Genomic DNA, 17948 nt, shown 5'->3' with positions numbered 1-17948 from the left:
CTCCGTTAACGGACGATCCACGCGGATGTCTGGTGCGCGTCAGCTCCGGGAGGCAAACTCCTCCGCCGTAGTGCGCCCTCCTACCGGGGCGCGGCCAGGGAGGACCCCCACATGACCTCGTTCAACCGGCGCGTCGTCGCGCTCGCGGCCACGGCCGCCGCGGCACTCGCGGTGACCGTCGCGCAGACCCCAGCCCAGGCCGACGACAGGCCGTCACGGACGGTGGACGTCCGGTTGATCGGCATCAACGACCTGCACGGCAACATCGAACCGCCGACGGGCTCCTCCGGGCGCGTCACGCTGGCCGACGGCACCACCGTCGACGCCGGCGGCGCGGCCTACAACGCGACCCACATCAAGAACCTCCGGGCCCAGGCCCGGAACTCGGTCGTCGTCGGCCAGGGCGACCTGATCGGCGCCTCGCCGATCATCTCCGCGCTGTTCCACGACGAGCCGACCGTCGAGGTGCTCAACCAGGTCGGCATGGACACCACGGCCGCCGGCAACCACGAGTTCGACGAGGGCTACCGCGAGCTGCTGCGCATGCAGCACGGCGGCTGCCACCCGGCCGACGGCTGCCAGTTCCGGCCCCGCTACGAGGGCGCGGACTTCCCGGTCCTCGGCGCGAACGTGACCCTGGCCAACAAGCACGACCTGCCCGCGCTGCCGCCGTTCTGGGTGGAGTTCCGCGACGGCGTCCCGATCGGCTTCATCGGGATGCCGCTGAAGGACGTGCCGATCCTGGTCGACCCGAACGGCATCAAGGAGCTGAAGTTCGGCGACGAGGTCGCCGCCGCCAACCGCTACGCCGACCTGCTGAACTGGATGGGCGTCAAGTCGATCGTCCTGCTGGTCCACCAGGGCGACAACACCTCGGGCGGCGGCCCCGACGACTGCCGCACGGTCGAGGGCGGCCCCGGCCGCCGGATCGCCGAGCAGGTCAGCCCGAAGATCGACGCGGTCTTCTCCGGCCACAGCCACCAGCACTACAACTGCACGGTCACCGACCCGGCGGGCAACCCGCGCCCGTTCATCGAGGGCCTGGCGTTCGGCCGCGAGCTGTCCGTGGTCGACCTGAAGATCGACAAGCGGACCCGCGAGGTCGTCCGCTCCGCCACGGTCGCGCGCAACCACGTGGTCACCAAGGACGTCACCCCGGACCCCGCGGTCCAGTCGATCATCGACCTGGCCAAGTCGAAGTCCGGCCCGATCGCCAACCGCCGGATCGGCACCATCGCGCAGGACGTCCCGCGGGCGCAGAACGCGGCGGGCGAGTCCCCGCTGGGCAACCTGATCGCGGACTCCCAGTTGGCCGCCACCCGCGGCAACGGCGCGGTGCTCGCGCTGATGAACCCCGGCGGCGTGCGCGCGGACCTGTCCTACGCCTCCTCGCCCGCGGGTGAGGGCGACGGCGTGGTGACCTACGGCGAGGCGTTCACCGTGCAGCCGTTCGGCAACATCCTCCAGACGGTCACGCTGACCGGCGCCCAGCTCAAGGCGGCGCTGGAGCAGCAGTGGCAGGTCGTCAACGGCGCGCAGCGGCAGATCGTGCTCCAGCCGTCCGCGGGCCTGACCTACTCCTGGTCGGCGTCCGCGCCGATCGGCTCGAAGGTCTCGAACATCGTCCTCGACGGCACGCCGCTCGACCCGGCCGCGAGCTACCGGGTCACGATCAACAGCTTCCTCCAGGCCGGCGGCGACGGCTTCGGCACCTTCACCGGCGGCACGGACATCACCGGCGGCGGCATCGACCTCGACGCCTTCACCGCGTACCTGACCGCGAACCCGAACGCCGCACCGCCGGCGCTCGGCCGCATCACCACCACGCCGTGACACCGGGTGAGCGGCCCGGTCCGCCGGGCCGCTCACCCTTCGCAACCGCCGCACATCCTGTTTCACCAGTTCAGGGCCCTGTCGAGGGCTTGCGACCCGGGCCGATCAGGCGCATCCTCGAAGGAGGACCTGCCGGCGGTGGACAGCCCGAGCGAACCACCGGGGCACGTCCGGAAAGGGTCGGGTGGTGCGGTGCGGTCAAGACCACGCGGTGACGAACCGCGTTCGACCGCGCACCTCGCGGACGGCACGGCCTCAGCCCGTCCCGCCGCGACCGTGAGCGGTGAACACGGGGTTTCGAGCGCGCAGCACCACTGGTGATCTCGCCGCGCTTGACGCTGTTGACCCGGTTGCCTCAGGGCGTCGTCGTCCAGGCGGCGCCGACCGAGGTCCACGCCGACCTCGTGCCGAACGGTTTCGCCACCTCCACAACTGGAAAACCCGGGTGCGGTGCCCCGACGTCGGGCTCCGCACCCGGGCTTTGCCGTGCCCAGCCCGATCGGCCTGCTTGGAGGACGCGGTGCAGTTCAACGAGAACGCCGAGCTCGACACGTCGCAGGTGACCGACCAGCGCGGGGTGGGGGGCCGGGTCGCGCTCGGCGGCGGTGGCCTCGGCATCGTCGGCCTGATCATCTACTTCGTGCTGTCCCAGCTCGGCGGCGGCGCGCAGCTGCCCTCGGGCTCGGGCTTCGGCGACGTGGGCCGGGACCAGCAGGTCGACTCCCAGGCCATCGCGGACAAGTGCCGGACCGGCGCGGACGCCAACCGCGAGACCGACTGCCGGGCGGTCGCGTTCATCAACTCGATCCAGGCGTTCTGGAGCGACCAGTTCGCCCGTTCGAGCCGCACCTACGAGCGCGCGCAGACCAACTTCTTCTCCGGCGGCGTGCAGACCCGCTGCGGCAACGCCACCTCCGCCGTCGGGCCGTTCTACTGCCCGGCCGACGGGCAGGTCTACATCGACCTCACCTTCTACCAGGAGCTGGAGCAGAAGTTCGGCGCGACCGGCGGCCTGTTCGTGGAGGCGTACATCCTCGCCCACGAGTACGGCCACCACGTGCAGAACCTGCTCGGCACCTCCGACCGGGTCGGTCAGGAGGCGGGTGCCGCGTCCGGCTCCGTGCGGTTGGAGCTCCAGGCCGACTGCTACGCGGGCGCCTGGGCCAACCACGCGCAGACCGTGCCCACCTCGTCCGGGCAGCCGCTGATCACCGGCGTGACGCAGGACGACGTGAACGCGGCGCTCGACGCGGCGGCCCGCATCGGCGACGACTACATCCAGAGCGAGCTGGGCGGCGGCCACGTCGACACGACCCAGTTCACCCACGGCTCGTCGGCGCAGCGCCAGAAGTGGTACACGACCGGCTACGAGACGGGCGACCCGGCGCGCTGCAACACCTTCGACACGGACAACCTGGGCTGACCGCGGGGCGTCCGGCGCAGACCCCCGACCGGGTGGTGCGCGGTGTAGGAAGTGCCACACCGCGCACCACCCGGCGCGGTGTTAGCGTCCGCTGATCGGACCACCGCGCGACAGGGGGAGCAGCCGTGACGACGCTGGAGGCGGTCCTCGTCGTCCTGGCCGGGGTGTTCGCCGGCGGCATCAACACCGTGGTCGGCTCCGGCACCCTGGTGACGTTCCCGGTGCTGCTCGCGGTCGGCTACCCGCCCGTGGTGGCGAACGTGTCCAACAGCCTCGGCCTGGTGCCCGGCTCGCTCAGCGGCGCCTGGGGCTACCGGCGCGAGCTGGTCGGCCAGGCCGGCCGGGTGAAGCGGCTGCTGCCAGCCTCGGTGCTGGGCGGCGTGCTCGGCGCGGTCCTGCTGGTGGTGCTGCCGGAGGACGCGTTCTCCGCGATCGTCCCGGTGCTGATCGCGATCGCGCTGGTGCTGGTGGTGTTCCAGCCCTGGCTCAACCGCAAGCTGGCCGAGCGCGAGCGCCAGGAGCACGGCGGCCTCGCGCTGTGGGTCGGCGTGTTCCTCGCGGGCATCTACGGCGGCTACTTCGGCGCGGCCCAGGGCGTGCTGGTGATGGGCCTGATGGGCGTGCTGATGGACGAGCACATCCAGCGGATGAACGCCCTGAAGAACGTGCTGACCGCGTTCGTGAACCTGGTCGCGGGCGTGCTGTTCATCTTCATCGCGGACGTGGCGTGGCTCGCCGTGCTGCTGCTCGCGGTCGGCTCGGTGGTGGGCGGCCAGATCGGCGCGAAGGTCGGCCGCCGACTCCCACCGGCCGCGCTGCGCGCGGTCATCGTGGTGGTGGGAGTCGTGGCCATCGTCCAGCTGCTCACCCGGTGAAGGACCGGGCCGCCGCCAGGAACGCCTCGTTCTCCCCGACCTCGCCGACCGTCACCCGCGCGCCGTCGCCGGCGAACGCCCGCACGACCACCTTGTGCGCCAGGCAGTGCTCGTTGAACGCGGCGGTCCGCTCGCCCAGCGGCAGCCAGACGAAGTTCGCCTGCGACACCGGCACCTCGAACCCGGCGGCCAGCAGCTCCGCCCGCACCCGGCCCCGCTCGGCCACCACCGCGCGGCAGCGCGCCATCAGCTCGTCCTCGGCGTCCAGCGAGGCCACCGCCGCGACCTGGGCCAGCGCGTTCACGCTGAACGGCACGTAGACCTTGCGCAGCGCCTCGGCCACCGCCGGCGAGGCCGCCGCGTAGCCGACGCGCAGCCCGGCCAGCCCGTACGCCTTGGAGAAGGTGCGCAGCACGGCCACGTTGTCCCGCCCGGCCGCCCACTGGGCCTTGGCGAACTCCACGCCGTCCGGCACGTCCGGGTCGTCGACGAACTCCTTGTACGCCTCGTCGACCACCACCAGCACGTCGGTGGGCACGCGGTCGACGAACCGCTCCAGCTCGGCGGCCGTGAGCGCGGTGCCGGTGGGGTTGTTCGGGTTGCACACGAACACCAGCCGCGTCCGGTCGGTGACCGCCCCGGCCATCGCGTCGAGGTCCAGGCCGTGGCCCGCGGTCAGCGGCACCCTGGTCTGCCCCGCCCCGACCACCGCGGTGATGATCGGGTACGCCTCGAACGAGCGCCAGGGGAACACCACCTCGTCGGCCTCGGTGCAGGTCGCCTGCACGAGCTGCTGGCACAGCGTCACCGAGCCGCAGCCGACGGCCAGCTGGTCGGTGGGCACGCCCAGCCTGTCGCCCAGGCGCGCCACGAGGTCGGTGGCGGCGGTGTCGGGGTAGCGGTTCACGGCGGTGGCCGCGTCCGCGATCGCCCGCACCACGCTGGGCAGCGGTCCGGCCGACACCTCGTTGCTGGCCAGCTTGACGGCGCCGGGCACGCTCCGGCCGGGCACGTAGCTGGGCAGGGCACCGAGGTCGGCGCGGGTTCGCACGGTCATCCAAGGGCTCCCTTCGGGATTCTGAGCTGGACGTTATCCCCCCACCGCGCCGAACGGGCACATCGCGGTCTGGTTGCTCACGTTGACTCGCGTTCACCCCCTCGTGGAAGGGTTGGGCCATGACACCTACCCGCACCGAGACGATCTCCCTCACCGACGGCCGCGAGCTGACGCTGACCGTCGCCGAGCCGGAGAACGCCGTCCGCGGCGGCCTGGTCGTGCTCCACGAGGCGCGCGGCGTGACCGACACCGTCCGCGGTCTGGTGGCCGGGCTCGCCGCCGAGGGGTGGCTCGCGGTGGCGCCGCACCTCTACGAGGAGGTGTCCGGTGAGGAGGCGCCCGCCGTGGTGAGCGGCCTGTCGGGGGAAGAGGTGCTGGCCGACACGGACGTGGCGTTCGTCTGGTTGGAGCAGCGCGGCGTGGGGCGGGACCGCGTCGGCGTCATGGGTTTCGACCTCGGCGGGGCGGTCGCGATGGTCGTTGCGGGAAGCCGAACCATCGGCGCCGCGGTCACCGTCGGTGGTGGTGGGATCGTCGAACCGCTGGCCGGCGGGCTGCCGTCGCTGGTGGAGGTCGCGGAGGAGCTGACCTGCCCCTGGCTGGGGCTCTACGGCGACGACGACCCCGCCATCCCCCTCAGCGACGTGGAGAAGCTGCGCGACGCGGCGGCCGCGGCGCCGGTCGCCACCGACGTGGTCGTGTTCGCCGACACCGGGCACCGGTTCGACACCGATCCGGGCGTCAGCGCGGAGGCGTGGCAGCGGGCGCTGAACTGGTTCGACTCGCACCTGCGTTGAGCCTCTCGTCGGGTCTTGGAACCGGACGGCCTTCCCGGTACATCTAAGGAGAGCGTCCGGAACGCCCGGTTCGGTCGCGGTCGGCTAACGCGCGGAGCCGCCGCGGCGAATCGCAGTGCAGGGGGTAAGTGATGAGCGACGGGAACACGGTTCCTTCGACGGCGGGAGCACCCACGGTGCAGGTCCCGTCCGGCTTCACGCCGTCCGCGGCGCCGCAGCCGGGCGCGGTGCCACCGCCCGACCCGATCGGCGCGACGACCGTGACGCTGTCCGCGCCGGTCGCGGCCCCGCCGGGCACGAGCGCGCCGGCGAGCGCCCCGGCGCCCGAGCCCGCGGCGGCCCCGCCGGCGGCACCCGGCCCGGTGACCGCCGGCCCGGTGACCGCTGGCCCGGTGACCGCCGGCCCGGTGACCGCCGGTCCCGCGACGGCCGGCCCCGCCACGGCCGAGCCCGCCCCGCCCGTGCTCGCGGACACCTTCGCCGGGGCGGCCAGGACCGACCTGGACAAGGCGAACGTCGCGCTGGACGCGGTGGACAAGCAGGCCGTGCAGCTGGACCTGGACCGGCAGGGCGTCGAGGACCTGCTCAAGCTGGTCTCGCAGGCGCGCAACCTGGTCGACGGCGTGCACGCCAAGGCGGTCAGCAACCTCGACATCGAGCTGAAGTTCGGCAACAACTGGGTGAGCGAGGCGATCAGCCGCCGGCTGCGCGAGGTCGCGGTCGGCGACGAGTCGTCGGCGGTCAACGTGATCGGTGATTTCATGAAGGTGCTGTTCGAGGTGGAGGAGACCATCCGCAAGGCGGCGCGCAACCTCCAGGAAGCCGACGACGAGGCGGCCGACACCTTCGGTTCCGCCGGGGAGGCCAGGGGCTGATGGGCGACAACAACCACGGTGGTCACCGGGGCGGCGGCCACCACAACGGCGGTCACGGCCACCACAACGGCGGCCAGGGCGGCAACCAGGGCAGCGGTCAGGGCAGCGGTCAGGGCGGCAACCAGGGCGCCGGCCAGGAGAAGCCCAGCGACCTCGGCAAGCCGGTCGACTGGATGACCTACTCCCACCAGGCGCTGTGGAACATGATCAACACCGGCGTGGACCTCCGGGCCGCCGGCACCGCCCAGGCCGACTGGACCGCGGTCGGCCAGGCGCTGGCCGAGGTGCGCGACCTGCTGGCCACCGCGATCACCCGCTCCTCCCAGGCGTGGGAGGGCGGCACGGCCGACCGCGCCCGCGAGGCGCTGGAGTCGGTGGAGAAGTGGGCGCTCAACACGAGCGAGCACGCCGAGAACGTGGCCAAGTGCATCGGCACCGAGATCGAGCACGTGCAGACGGCGCGCGAGATGATGCCGCCGCCCGCGCCCGCGCCGCCGGTGGTCACCCCGGTCGGCGACGTGGCGGGCACGCCGGTCCCGATCGCCGCCACGCCCCGGTCGCCGCTGGTCACCGGGGGCGCCCCGGGTGGTCTGGCGGGCGGCCTGGCGTACGGGTCGCCGACCTCGGTCGACTCGGCCGGCCCCGTCCTCGGGACCTCCGCCGGGCACCACGCGACCACGACCGGGCACGGCGTCCCGACCGGGCGGAGCGCGTTCGCCGGCATCGACACCATCGCCGCGCCCGCGGTCGAGTCCGTGGTGGTCGCCGACGCGACGCACCGCCAGGCCGCCGAGGTCATGGCGATGTTCCAGCAGAACTCCTACGCGGTCGACCGGACCGTGCCGTCGTTCAGCCCGCCGACCAACCCGGTCGCGCCGCCCACGCCGCCCTCGGTGACGACGATCCCGCCCACGGCGCCGACGACGGGCGCGGACGGCAACCCGGTCGTGGTGAACAACACCGCGTCCCAGCAGCAGCAGCAGAACAACCAGCGGCCCGGCGGCGCGCCCGCGGCGCCCACCCCGTTCGGCCGCGGCGGCTTCGCGGGCGGCCGGGGCGGTTACGGCCGCGGTGGCGGTGGTGGCGGCGTGCCGTCGCCCGTGGTCGCGGGTGGCGGTGGCGGCAGCGCCGGCCCGAGCAGCCCCGGCGTGGCCAGCGGCGCGCTCGGCGACCGCGGCGGCCCCGCCAACCCGGGCAGCGTGACCAGCCAGTTCCAGGCGCCCAAGTCGGTGACGCCGCAGGCGGGCATGATCGGCGCCGCGCCGATCGCCGCGCCGCCGCCCGTCGCCGGCGCGGGCGGGAGCACCGAGCGGGACCACAACCGACCGGGTTACCTGGAGGACGACGACAACCTGTTCGCCGCCGACCGCAAGGCCGCACCACCGGTGATCGGACTGTGACCGAGCGCGTCTTCCGGCTCAGCGAACTGGAGTTCTTCCTGCTCTGGCGGTCGGTCCACGGGGACGCCCAACCGGTGCCGCTGGGCACCAGGCACTTCGGGCACACCCGGGAGGAGCGCGAGCGCCTGGTCGAGACGACGTCCCGCGCGCTCGCGGCGCGGGGCCTCGGCACCGTGCCGCGCCCGGACGGCGAGCTGTACGGGCTGCTGCGCGGCCTGGCCGAGTTCGAGGTGGGCCTGGAGGTCTTCTTCACCCTGCGCGGCGCGCAGGCGCGCGGCCTGGCCACCGCCGCGTGGCACGGCGCGTTCGCGGGTCGGCTCGGCGACCAGGTGCAGGTCACCGGGTTCCGGCCGACCGCGCTCGCCGCCACCACGGTCAACACCCTGCCGCCCGCGCCACCCGGCGGCGGCCGGTCGGTGAACGTGCGGTGGGACGACTACCTGGCCGCTGGCCGGGCCGGCGAGGTCGACGGCTCGGAGGGCTTCCTGGACGTGCTGCGCGGCGTCGGCCTGCGCGAGCCGGAGGCGAACACCCTGATGCGCGCGGTGACCACGCGCAGCGGCGGCGGACAGGTCGGCGTGATCGCCCGCAACCGCGCCGGGTACCTGCACCCGACCGGCGCGGTGGTGTCGTGGCTGGACACGGCCGAGGGCCGCTACCTGGTGCGCCGCGACGACGGGTGGCTCGTGGTGGCCCCCACCGACGCCCCCAGGCTGACCTCCGCGGTCGAGCGGTTGTTGTCCACCCCCGCCCGGGTCTGACCCGGTGTGTGGTCGGTCGCTGTGGTTCCGGGGCGGTTCTTCGGCTAGGAACTCCAGGTATGACCGAGATGCGTGCCGGCACCGCCGCCGGCGAGGCGGAAGTCCTGTGGCGGCCGGACCCCGACCGGGTCGCGGCGAGCCGGATGACCGCGTTCCGCTCCTTCGTGGCCGACCGCCACGACCTCGACCTGCCCGACTACGAGTCGCTGCGGCAGTGGTCCACCTCCGACCTGGAGGCGTTCTGGGGCGCCGTGGCCGAGTTCTTCGGGGTGGTGTTCCACCACGGGTACGACCGGGTGCTGCCGGTCGAGGTGATGCCCGGGGCGACCTGGTTCCCCGGCGCGACCCTGAACTACGCCGAACACGCCCTGCGCGGCCCTGAGGACGCCCTGGCGGTCGTCTTCCACCGGGAGGACGGGGTGACCGCGGAGCTGACCCGCGGCGAGTTGAGGCGGCGCGTGGCGGCCGTGCGGGCCGGGTTCGCGTCGCTCGGCGTCGGCGTGGGCGACCGCGTGGTGGCCCTGGTGCCGAACTCGCCGGAGGCGCTGATCGCGTTCCTGGCGGCGGCGTCGCTCGGCGCGACCTGGTCGTCGTGCTCGCCGGACTTCGGCGTCCGGGCGGTGACCGACCGGTTCGCCCAGGTCGAGCCCAAGGTCCTGGTCGCGGTCGACGGCTACCGGTACGGCGGGCGGGCCTTCGACGTGCGGCCGGTCGTGGCGGAGCTGGCGGCGGCGATCCCGTCCCTGCGCGCCGTGGTGGTGGTCGACTACGTCGGCGGCACCCCGCTGCCCGACGCGGTGACCTGGGACTCCCTGCTGGCCGACCACGACGGGGCCGAGCTCGCCTTCGACCCGGTGCCGTTCGACCACCCGCTGTGGGTGCTGTACTCGTCGGGCACGACGGGGCTGCCCAAGGGCATCGTCCAGGGGCACGGCGGCATCGTGCTGGAGCACCTGAAGATGCTGGCCCTGCACAGCGACCTGGGGCCGGAGGACCGCTTCTTCTGGTTCACCACCACCGGTTGGATGATGTGGAACTACCTCGTCTCCGGCCTGCTGGTCGGCTCGACCGTCGTGCTGTTCGACGGCAGCCCCGCGCATCCCGACCTCGACGTGCTGTGGCGGCTGGCCGAGGAGCACCGGGTGACGTACTTCGGCACGTCGGCCCCGTACATCCAGTCGTGCCTCAAGGAGGGCCTGGAGCCCGCGGCGGCGCACGACCTGTCGTCCCTGAGGGCCGTGGGCTCCACCGGCGCGCCGCTGACCCCCGAGGGCTTCCGCTGGATCGCCGCCGAGGTGGGCGACCACGTCCAGATCGCCTCGGTGTCCGGCGGCACCGACCTGTGCACCGCGTTCGTGGCCGCGGCCCCCGACGTGCCGGTCTGGTTGGGCGAGCTGTCCTGCCGGGCCCTGGGCGCCGCCGTCGAGTCCTACTCCGAGGCCGGGACCCCGGTCGTCGACGAGGTGGGCGAACTGGTGATCACCAGGCCCATGCCGTCCATGCCGGTGTTCTTCTGGGGCGACGAGGACGGCACCAAGCTGCACGACGCCTACTTCGCCACCTTCGAGGGCGTCTGGCGGCACGGCGACTGGATCCGCGTCACGGAGCGGGGCTCGGCGGTCATCTACGGCCGCAGCGACTCCACCCTCAACCGGGGTGGGGTCCGCATGGGCACCAGCGAGTTCTACCGGGTGGTGGAGAGCACACCGGGCGTCCTCGACTCGCTGGTGATCGACACGTCCGGCGCGGGCCGCGCCGACGGCGAGCTCCTGTGCTTCCTGGTGCTGGACGGGGAGACGAACTTCACAGAGCTCGAACCGGTCCTCCGCGCCGACCTGAGGACCAACCTCTCACCCCGCCACGTCCCGAACAGGTTCATCGTGGTCGAGGAGATCCCCAGGACCCTCAACGGCAAGAAGTGCGAGGTCCCGGTCAAGAAGATCCTGGCCGGCACCCCGCCCGAGCGGGCCGTGAGCCGGGACGCCCTGCGCAACCCGGAGTCCCTGCGACCTTTCCTCGACCTCGCCGCCCCGCCCGCCGGCTGAACGGGCGGTGAACGCCCCCCTGCCTGCCGGAGACCCGCTCTGACCTGCGGTGATCCGGTAAGGAGGGGGGCGTTTTGCTAAGCGCTCGGGGGCATGTGTAATCTATGCGTCGTAGCCGAGGGCTCCGGGAGGCTTCGCCTAGTCTGGTCTATGGCGCCGCACTGCTAATGCGGTTTGGGTTCACCCCCATCCCGGGTTCAAATCCCGGAGCCTCCGCAACACCCTGCTACGGTAGGGTGACAACTGAAGAACGATGCGCTCGTAGCTCAACGGATAGAGCATCTGACTACGGATCAGAAGGTTGCAGGTTCGAATCCTGCCGAGCGCGCAAGAGTAAGTCCAGGTCAGGGCCTTGTTTCGGTTAACGGAACGGGGTCCTGATTTGTTGTGTGGGGGGCTGCTGTCTCACATCTTCACACGAACGCTGGTACTGCTGCTCAGCCGTAGAGCTTGCCGAGCGCCTCGGTGCCGCTGTGGAGATCCTCATCACTCGCGTGGACGTAGGTCGAGTACGTGAACGCCGTGTCGTAGTGCCCGGCCCACTTGCTGACGATCGAGATCGGCACACCGGCCTTCTCCATCAGGCTCAGCGCCGTGTGCCGTCCTTCGTGCAGGACGATGCGCTTCACACCGGCTCGCTTCGCCAGTCGCCCGAACTCGTCCGAGTACCACTCGGGGTGCACCGGCTCGCCAACCTCGTCCATGGCGACATAGCCGCTGTTCCGGTACCCCTCGCCGACCGACAGCTTCTCCTCGGCCTGCTTGACCTTCAGCGTGTGCAGGGCTGACGCCGCCGCGAGGTCGAGCGGGAGCTTGCGGAACCCGTTCTCCGACTTGGGCGGGACGATCAGCACCTTGCCCTCGACCAGCACGCGGGCCTGCTGGACGTGCATCGTGGCCGTGCCCTCGACGTAGCAGTCCGCGCACCACTTGATCTCGTGCTTCTGGCAGACGTTGGCGAACGAGCCGAAGTCGACATCGTCATCCCACCGCAGCCCGAGCACCTCACCTCGGCGAAGCCCGTACAGCGTCAGCCTCCAAGCCGCGTCCAACCGATCCTCTTTGGCCTTGAGGAGGAACAACCGCACCTCGTCCTTCGACCAGGTGTCCGGCTTCGCGGGCTTGTACTTCGGCGGCTTCACCAGCTTGGCGACGTTGCGCGCCACCAAGCCCTCCAGCGTCGCCATCTCCAGCGCGGCCGTGAGCCGGCCCAACGTCAACCGCACGCTGCGCGGCCCCAGCCCTGTTCCCGGCTTGCCGCCTCGCCTCCTCCCCTCCGTCTGCATCCAGGTGACCATCCGCTCAATGTCGGCCTTGGTGACCTTCTGGATCGGCGTGGCTCCCAGCTGCTCGCGCACGGGTCGGAGCGCGTCCCGGTAGCTGCGCTTGCTGGACGCCCGAAGGTCCCGCGTCGCACCCTCCAACCACCCGTCGAGGTACTCATCGACCGTTACTTCGCTGGGCCGGATGTAGGTGCCTTCGTTGACCTTGTGACGGGTCTTGTCGTACTCGACGCGGGCTTCGCGCCTGGTGTCGAACGTGAACGTCTTCTGCTGCCGCTTGCCCGTCACCGGGTCGCGGCCTATGTCCACAACGAACCGATATCTCACCGTCCCGTCCTTCAACGTGATCTTCTTGATCGGGTCACTCACTCGTCCTCCTCCGTCGGTCCCACTGGTTCGATCGGTTTCACGATCAGCCCACGCCGATCAAGCTCGGCCTGGACCTGCTGTGACAGCAGCCGGGTGATGTGCCCGCGGCGGGCCTGGCGCTCGTTGATGTCGATGTCGCCGAGGTCGGCCAGCTGCGCGTCCCGCTCGTCGGTGAGCGTCCGTCCCCAGAGCTTCTGAGCGACGTCGACCACCGCCTTGGGCGAGACCCCGAGCCGGTTGGCCAGGGTGTTGTCCGCCTCGGTCCCCTGCACCTTGGCCGCGAACCACGCCTCACCCTTGGCCCGGATCGCCGACAGCCCGAACAGCTCGTCCCGGCGTGTCTTCGGATCCCACTCCTCCGACCCGCCAACGACGGCGATTCCCCGGATGAAGTCCCGGATCAGCGGTCGGCTCAGGGTGATGTGCTCGGCGACAGCGACCGGCCCATCCCCCTCGAACAGCTCCGACAGCTCCACGTTGAACGTGTGAGCGATCAACAGCACGTCGGCGAAGTTCGGGTTGGGCCGCTCCCCGGCCTCCAGCGCCGCGATCTTGCTGCGGCTGAACGGGATGCCCCGTCGCGAGAACAACCGAGCCGTCTCGTGCTGGGTGAGCCGTGCCCGCTTCCGCAGGCGCTCCAGGTTCTCCCCGACGACGGCACCGACAGACTGCGGCTCTGTCACCTCGCCGAGTATGCCAGCTCGTCGGTTCGCTTGACAGACAGACGAAGGTCGACGCACACTCGAACGGAGTAATGGCGGTTCGACGATCCGGGGGGAATCGTTCGATGACCAGGCAAAACAAAGATACGTGGCGCCCGACGCTCGCTGAGGTCAGGCGCTGGCCCGCGACAGTGAACGTGGCGAAGGCGGCGAGTGCGTTCGGCATCTCACGCAGCCACGCCTACGAGCTGATAACAACCGGCGACTTCCCGGCCAAGGTGATCAAGCTGCGCAGCACCTACCGGGTGATCACCGAGTCGATCGTCCGTGCGTTGTCCGACGAGGCTGCTTGAAAGGCAGCAGGAGGTGGCCCCGTTCGGGGCCACCTCCTGCTGCGCGGGCAGAACACCAGCGGCTTCAGGCCGAGTCGTCCAGCCACACGAGGTGCACTCGCACGCCCCTGGGACGGGAGCCGATCTCGAAGACCTTCCGTGCTCCTTCCGCGCTCTCTGTCCTCAACGGGAAATTGCCCTCCACGGAGTTGGCGTCGACGCGCCCGGCGAAGGCCACTCCGTAGCCCGCGACCCTGGCGTCCACACGATCGCCGTACTCCTCGACGATGGCGAACAACCGCGGAGCCTCTTCCCTGGCCAATTCCCGCATGATGTCGGCGAACTCCTCTGGACTCCACAGCGGCTCGACCGCCGGATGTTCATCCAGCCTGGTCATGCGGCAGCCCTCCCGACACTCCGGAGGAGTTCGTCGAACTCATCCGCCAACAGCAGGACGTTGCCCGCTTCTTCGGGCGTGACCAGCCACACCGCCCGGGTTTCACCGATGGAGGCCGGGGGCAGCGGGAGCGTCGTGCCCTCTGCCATGACCCGCACCTCGTCACGAACCAGCGCCAACGGGCAAGGGGGCTTCACGAAGAAGTAGGCCATCGGCATCCCGGGGATGGCCAACACCGGCGTGGGCCTGGTCGCGAACCAGCGGTGATCCACCACGGCCTCGACCAACGACTCGTGGACCGTGACCACGCCCAAAGTCGGCCCGGTCACGGCCAGCACGGTCGGCGCGTGGAGGCCGGGTGCCGACCACCACTCGCGCACCACGTCGAGATCCGCGGTCGCGGTGTCGATCGGCCGCAACACGATCTTGTCCGCGGGCTCACCCGACGCCGGATCGACGAACTTGCCGTTCCGCCACACCGCTCCGGGTATTACTGGCCAGCCCATCTCGGCGTACGCCAGTGCGGCCGTCATCGGGTCGGTGATCTCCTGGGTGGCTTTCGGCACGGTCGGTCCTCTTCTCCTGTTGGGGAATATCGAGGCCAGTCCGTCGGGACTCGGGTGCGACTTCGAACAGGTCCTCGAACCGCATCGGCGCCAGCGCGGTCAGCGCGCCGCCGATGAACGCGGGACCGGGCTGGAGCGCACCGCTCCTGACCCGTGTGACGGTCGAGCGGTTGAGCCCCATCGCGCCGGCCAGGCGGTAGTCGGAGCCGAACCCGGCGAGCTGCGCCGCTTTCGCGAAGGACTCGGTGCGGAGCCTGACGGTGTACGGCTTCGGCTCGGCTGGCACAGTCGTCCGCCCTCCTCGTCGTCCGGCCTCGATGAGCGGCTACCGGTGCCAGGGATGCCGCAGGTCATGGGCACTTCATGCCTGATCACCCGCGCCGGTGCCGAGATCAGAGTCGCCGTTAGACCGATCGGGCGGAGTCACCACCGGAGGGGCCATGTGGCCGGAGGGGGCCGGGAGAGGTGGCCACAATGGTGACGTTGCCCCTCCTCACCAGTCAGGATGGCGATATGCACAGGCCGATGAGCATCGGTGCGCTCCTGCGCCGCCTCCGTGAGGAGACCGGCCGCTCGCAGAGCGAGCAGGCCGATGACCTGTCGGTGCGTGCCGGCCGTGCGGTCACCCGGAACGAGGTGTCCCGCTGGGAATCAGAGAAACGCCTGGTGACGCCCTACTGGCAGCAGCACTGCGCGAGCAGCTTCGGAATTCCGGTGGAAGTGCTCGCACGGGCGGTCGCCGTCGGCAAAGCGCGGCGTCGCCTCGCCAGGCGCGCCGAGGACTCGTCCGGAGGGGACAGCGTGGAGCGGCGTGAATTCATGGGAGCCCTGGCCGGGTTGGCGGCCTCCTCCCTCCCCAACTTCCCGTCCTCGCGGTCTGGTGGCCGTGCCTCGGTAGATCCCGAGATCATCGACCACTTCGTCTCGCTCCGGGACGCCCTGGTGTCGGCGGACAGCCTCCTCGGACCCGGCGATCTGGTCCGGTCAGCGGGGGAGCAGGTCGGCAACATCGCCAAGCTGTACGAGCGGATCGAGTCGGGCTCGCGTGGACGCCTGTTCGAGATCGGTGCCCTGTTCGCCGAGTTCTGCGGCTGGCTCGCCGACGACCTGGGCGACTTCGACGCGGGCAAAGGCTGGTCGAGCCGAGCGCTTGAGTGGGCGCACTCGTCCGGCAGCGCCACCATCGCGGCCTACGTCCTCATGCGGATGAGTCAGCAAGCCCAATTCCTCGGAGAACGCGCCCGAGCCATCACGCTCGCCGAGGCGTCCATCCGCTACGAAGCCCAGGTGTCCAGCCCACAGGTATGTGCGGCCATCCACCAGCAGGCCGCACACGCGAGTGCGTTGGACGGCCACGAGCACGCCGCCATGAACTACATCGACCGTGCCCAGGCCCTTTCCGAGGCCGCCGCGCCAGCGCTCGACCCGTACTCGCTGGCCAGCTACTGCACGCCCAGTTACGTGTCAGTGCAGCGTGCGGCCGTCTACGGCACCCTCGGCAACCACGAACGTGCCCTTGCCGAATACGACCACGTCATGAGCCAGTGGCCCAGGTCCTTCCACCGCGAACGCGGCCTGCACCTCGCCCGCAGGACAACTGTCGCAGCACGCGCGGGTCTCCCCGAAGCAGCGCTGGAGAGCGGCGTGGAAGCGCTCAGGATCGCCCAGGACACCCGGTCGCACCGCACAGTCCGAGAGCTGGCGGCGAGCGCGAAGATCATGCGGTCGTGGAAGGCGCACCCGAGCGTCGACGAGTTCATCCGAGCGGTGAGGAACGAGAGGGAGCTGAATGGGCACGCTGAGCGTTGACGAGCTGGTCGGCCGAGCCGAATGGGACTCGGTGACCCAGACGCACCGGCGCCCGTTCGTGGTCTACAAGTTCGCCGCCACCCTCGACGGCCGCATCGCCGCCGAAGATGGCACCAGCCAGTGGATCACCAGCCCGGAGAGCCGAGCCGAGGTCCACCTCCTCCGTGCGGGCTGCGACGCCACCGTGGTCGGCTCGGGCACCCAGCAAGCCGACAACCCCAACCTGGCCGTACGCGGCAACGACGACCCGCGCCTGGACCTGTCCATCGTGAACGATCCCAAGCGCCAGCCGCTCCGCGTCGTGCTCGACAGCAACGCCAAGACCCCGGCCGACGCGAACGTCTGCAACGACGCCGCGCCCACGCTCATCGTCGTGGCCGAGGACGCCGACGCCTCACATCTCGACGGCGTGGTGCACGTGCTGAAGGTCAAGCGCGCGGACAAGGGCCTCGACCTGCCATCCGTCCTCGCGGGCCTCCACGACCGCGGCGTGCGGGCGATCTTCCTCGAAGGCGGCCCCACGCTCGCCGGCAGCTTCATCGCCCAGGGCCTGGTCGACCGTGTGGTGAACTACGTAGCCCCCGCCATGCTGGGCTCCGGCAAGAGCGGCTTGGAGAACGCCGGCATCCACAGCATGTCCGGAATCCTCCGCCTGGAACTCCTCGACGTGGCCCGCTCGGGGAGCGACGTCCGTCTAGTCGCCCGCCCGGTTCGATAGCCACCCCACCGCCACCGGGCCGGGGGCAAGATGTGCCTCCGGCTAGCTGCGCTAGCCGGAGGCGGAAACACCAGGTCACCGATCGTGCACGTATGCGGCACGGTCTGGCGCGAGCGTAGGGTCGCGGCGTGGGGCGCGGCGCGTCGGGGGATTGCGTCGAACGCCCCGGCGGTCCGGGGGACCTCATGCGCCACAACGAGGACGACAGCGTGCAATTGGCTGGCGACCGGCCAGTCGATGATCCCGACATCACCGGATCGCTACCGGACACCTCTGGGCAGGAGAGGCTGGCGTCGCTGCCGACCCTGATCGGCCACGGCGGGCACTTGGCACCCGTTCCCGGTGGACGTCGACGGCAACTGCTGCTGCGGTTCACCGCCGCTGAGCTGGCCGAGGTGACCGGCCGCGCCGCCGTCTACGGGCTGGCCCCGGCGGCATTCGCGCACATCACCGCGAGGTTCTTCGATCCCACCGCCCGTGCGCTGCGGCGGTTGCGCCCGCCGATGAGTCGGCAGGACGCGGTCGCCCTGGCGGCGGACCTGGTACCGCTGCGCCGGACGCTGTCGGGGATCGGCACCAACCTCAACCAGCTTGCCCGCGCCGCGAACGCTGGCGACCAGGTGAGCGCGGCACAGCTCACGGCTGCGGTCGAGTACCTGGCGCACGTGCTCGGGCGGGTCGAGGACTGGCTGGACCGGCTCGACCCCAACCGGGTCGTGCACCGGCGCGGCCCGCGGTGAGCCGGC

17 protein-coding genes and 2 tRNA genes are annotated in these 17948 nt (G+C 71.2%); 14 read left to right on the top strand and 5 right to left on the bottom strand.

The genetic code is table 11. The annotated features are described in order from the left end of the window. Window positions 1-111 precede the first annotated feature (111 nt). From ACFP3R_RS03095 to ACFP3R_RS03085, 3 genes are all read left to right on the top strand, one after another. Window positions 112-1833, top strand: a complete 1722-nt coding sequence (locus ACFP3R_RS03095) for a bifunctional metallophosphatase/5'-nucleotidase (protein ID WP_380632500.1) — start codon at window positions 112-114, stop codon at window positions 1831-1833. 520 nt (window positions 1834-2353) lie between these two features. Next, window positions 2354-3256: a KPN_02809 family neutral zinc metallopeptidase gene (gene ypfJ / locus ACFP3R_RS03090; protein ID WP_380632498.1), complete on the top strand. Its 903-nt coding sequence runs from the start codon at window positions 2354-2356 to the stop codon at window positions 3254-3256. 125 nt (window positions 3257-3381) lie between these two features. Beyond that, a complete protein-coding gene (locus tag ACFP3R_RS03085; protein WP_380632495.1) occupies window positions 3382-4131 on the top strand; it encodes a sulfite exporter TauE/SafE family protein in 750 nt (249 codons plus the stop codon). Here ACFP3R_RS03085 and hisC read toward each other — a convergent pair. Further along, complete coding sequence (gene hisC / locus ACFP3R_RS03080; RefSeq protein ID WP_380632492.1) at window positions 4121-5188, bottom strand: histidinol-phosphate transaminase; 1068 nt, start codon at window positions 5186-5188, stop codon at window positions 4121-4123. The genes ACFP3R_RS03085 and hisC overlap by 11 nt on opposite strands. A 119-nt stretch (window positions 5189-5307) precedes the next feature. Here hisC and ACFP3R_RS03075 point away from each other — a divergent pair, with 119 nt between their 5' ends. The 7 genes from ACFP3R_RS03075 (at window position 5308) to ACFP3R_RS03045 (ending at window position 11394) form a co-directional block, all read left to right on the top strand. Beyond that, on the top strand, window positions 5308-5985 hold the full coding sequence (locus ACFP3R_RS03075) for a dienelactone hydrolase family protein (RefSeq protein WP_380632490.1): 678 nt from the start codon (window positions 5308-5310) through the stop codon (window positions 5983-5985). 176 nt (window positions 5986-6161) lie between these two features. Next, a complete protein-coding gene (locus ACFP3R_RS03070) occupies window positions 6162-6860 on the top strand; it encodes a hypothetical protein (protein ID WP_380632488.1) in 699 nt (232 codons plus the stop codon). Beyond that, window positions 6860-8260 (top strand): PPE domain-containing protein, encoded by a 1401-nt coding sequence (locus ACFP3R_RS03065; RefSeq protein ID WP_380632485.1) that lies wholly within the window; start codon window positions 6860-6862, stop codon window positions 8258-8260. The genes ACFP3R_RS03070 and ACFP3R_RS03065 overlap by 1 nt, the downstream gene beginning before the upstream one ends. Then, window positions 8257-9021 (top strand): ESX secretion-associated protein EspG, encoded by a 765-nt coding sequence (locus ACFP3R_RS03060; RefSeq protein WP_380632484.1) that lies wholly within the window; start codon window positions 8257-8259, stop codon window positions 9019-9021. Before ACFP3R_RS03065 ends, ACFP3R_RS03060 begins: the two co-directional genes overlap by 4 nt. Window positions 9022-9080: 59 nt before the next feature. Continuing rightward, window positions 9081-11066, top strand: a complete 1986-nt coding sequence (locus ACFP3R_RS03055; RefSeq protein WP_380632482.1) for an acetoacetate--CoA ligase — start codon at window positions 9081-9083, stop codon at window positions 11064-11066. A 127-nt stretch (window positions 11067-11193) separates the two neighbouring features. Then, window positions 11194-11282 (top strand) — tRNA-Ser (locus tag ACFP3R_RS03050). A 39-nt stretch (window positions 11283-11321) separates the two neighbouring features. Further along, a tRNA-Arg gene (locus ACFP3R_RS03045) sits at window positions 11322-11394 on the top strand. A gap of 109 nt (window positions 11395-11503) precedes the next feature. Here the strand turns inward: ACFP3R_RS03045 and ACFP3R_RS03040 are convergent. Together ACFP3R_RS03040 and ACFP3R_RS03035 are read right to left on the bottom strand one after the other, a co-directional pair. After that, window positions 11504-12718: a tyrosine-type recombinase/integrase gene (locus tag ACFP3R_RS03040; protein ID WP_380632480.1), complete on the bottom strand. Its 1215-nt coding sequence runs from the start codon at window positions 12716-12718 to the stop codon at window positions 11504-11506. Further along, window positions 12715-13401, bottom strand: a complete 687-nt coding sequence (locus ACFP3R_RS03035; RefSeq protein ID WP_380632478.1) for a helix-turn-helix transcriptional regulator — start codon at window positions 13399-13401, stop codon at window positions 12715-12717. The genes ACFP3R_RS03040 and ACFP3R_RS03035 overlap by 4 nt, the downstream gene beginning before the upstream one ends. 104 nt (window positions 13402-13505) lie before the next feature. Between ACFP3R_RS03035 and ACFP3R_RS03030 the strand changes: the two genes are divergently transcribed. Then, on the top strand, window positions 13506-13733 hold the full coding sequence (locus tag ACFP3R_RS03030) for a DNA-binding protein (RefSeq protein WP_380632476.1): 228 nt from the start codon (window positions 13506-13508) through the stop codon (window positions 13731-13733). Between the two features lie 64 nt (window positions 13734-13797). Here ACFP3R_RS03030 and ACFP3R_RS03025 read toward each other — a convergent pair whose 3' ends face one another. Together ACFP3R_RS03025 and ACFP3R_RS03020 are read right to left on the bottom strand one after the other, a co-directional pair. Next, window positions 13798-14109 (bottom strand): hypothetical protein, encoded by a 312-nt coding sequence (locus ACFP3R_RS03025; RefSeq protein ID WP_380632475.1) that lies wholly within the window; start codon window positions 14107-14109, stop codon window positions 13798-13800. Then, the gene (locus tag ACFP3R_RS03020) at window positions 14106-14675 is read right to left on the bottom strand and encodes a bifunctional DNA primase/polymerase (protein WP_380632473.1); all 570 of its coding nucleotides are present in this window, start codon (window positions 14673-14675) and stop codon (window positions 14106-14108) included. Before ACFP3R_RS03020 ends, ACFP3R_RS03025 begins: the two co-directional genes overlap by 4 nt. Before the next feature lie 474 nt (window positions 14676-15149). Here ACFP3R_RS03020 and ACFP3R_RS03015 point away from each other — a divergent pair, with 474 nt between their 5' ends. The 3 genes from ACFP3R_RS03015 (at window position 15150) to ACFP3R_RS03005 (ending at window position 17942) form a co-directional block, all read left to right on the top strand. Then, window positions 15150-16484 (top strand): helix-turn-helix transcriptional regulator, encoded by a 1335-nt coding sequence (locus ACFP3R_RS03015; RefSeq protein WP_380632471.1) that lies wholly within the window; start codon window positions 15150-15152, stop codon window positions 16482-16484. Further along, window positions 16465-17202, top strand: coding sequence for a bifunctional diaminohydroxyphosphoribosylaminopyrimidine deaminase/5-amino-6-(5-phosphoribosylamino)uracil reductase RibD (ribD, locus tag ACFP3R_RS03010; protein ID WP_380632469.1), 738 nt, complete (start codon window positions 16465-16467; stop codon window positions 17200-17202). The genes ACFP3R_RS03015 and ribD overlap by 20 nt, the downstream gene beginning before the upstream one ends. A gap of 185 nt (window positions 17203-17387) precedes the next feature. Further along, window positions 17388-17942 (top strand): MobC family plasmid mobilization relaxosome protein, encoded by a 555-nt coding sequence (locus tag ACFP3R_RS03005; RefSeq protein ID WP_380632466.1) that lies wholly within the window; start codon window positions 17388-17390, stop codon window positions 17940-17942. Window positions 17943-17948: the final 6 nt, after the last annotated feature.

It is taken from the genome of Saccharothrix lopnurensis, from assembly GCF_042658445.1.
In the GTDB taxonomy this organism is placed as follows: Bacteria; Actinomycetota; Actinomycetes; order Mycobacteriales; family Pseudonocardiaceae; genus Actinosynnema; species Actinosynnema lopnurensis.
This window is presented reverse-complemented; position numbering and strand designations above follow the sequence as displayed.

Coding starts and splice junctions, on each gene's coding strand:
- ACFP3R_RS03030 (WP_380632476.1), top strand. CDS start 13,506: ATGACCAGGCAAAACAAAGATACGTGGCGCCCGACGCTCGCTGAGGTC.
- ACFP3R_RS03065 (WP_380632485.1), top strand. CDS start 6,860: ATGGGCGACAACAACCACGGTGGTCACCGGGGCGGCGGCCACCACAAC.
- ACFP3R_RS03005 (WP_380632466.1), top strand. CDS start 17,388: ATGCGCCACAACGAGGACGACAGCGTGCAATTGGCTGGCGACCGGCCA.
- ribD (WP_380632469.1), top strand. CDS start 16,465: ATGGGCACGCTGAGCGTTGACGAGCTGGTCGGCCGAGCCGAATGGGAC.
- ACFP3R_RS03095 (WP_380632500.1), top strand. CDS start 112: ATGACCTCGTTCAACCGGCGCGTCGTCGCGCTCGCGGCCACGGCCGCC.
- hisC (WP_380632492.1), bottom strand. CDS start 5,188: ATGACCGTGCGAACCCGCGCCGACCTCGGTGCCCTGCCCAGCTACGTG.
- ACFP3R_RS03055 (WP_380632482.1), top strand. CDS start 9,081: ATGACCGAGATGCGTGCCGGCACCGCCGCCGGCGAGGCGGAAGTCCTG.
- ACFP3R_RS03015 (WP_380632471.1), top strand. CDS start 15,150: ATGGTGACGTTGCCCCTCCTCACCAGTCAGGATGGCGATATGCACAGG.
- ACFP3R_RS03025 (WP_380632475.1), bottom strand. CDS start 14,109: ATGACCAGGCTGGATGAACATCCGGCGGTCGAGCCGCTGTGGAGTCCA.
- ACFP3R_RS03075 (WP_380632490.1), top strand. CDS start 5,308: ATGACACCTACCCGCACCGAGACGATCTCCCTCACCGACGGCCGCGAG.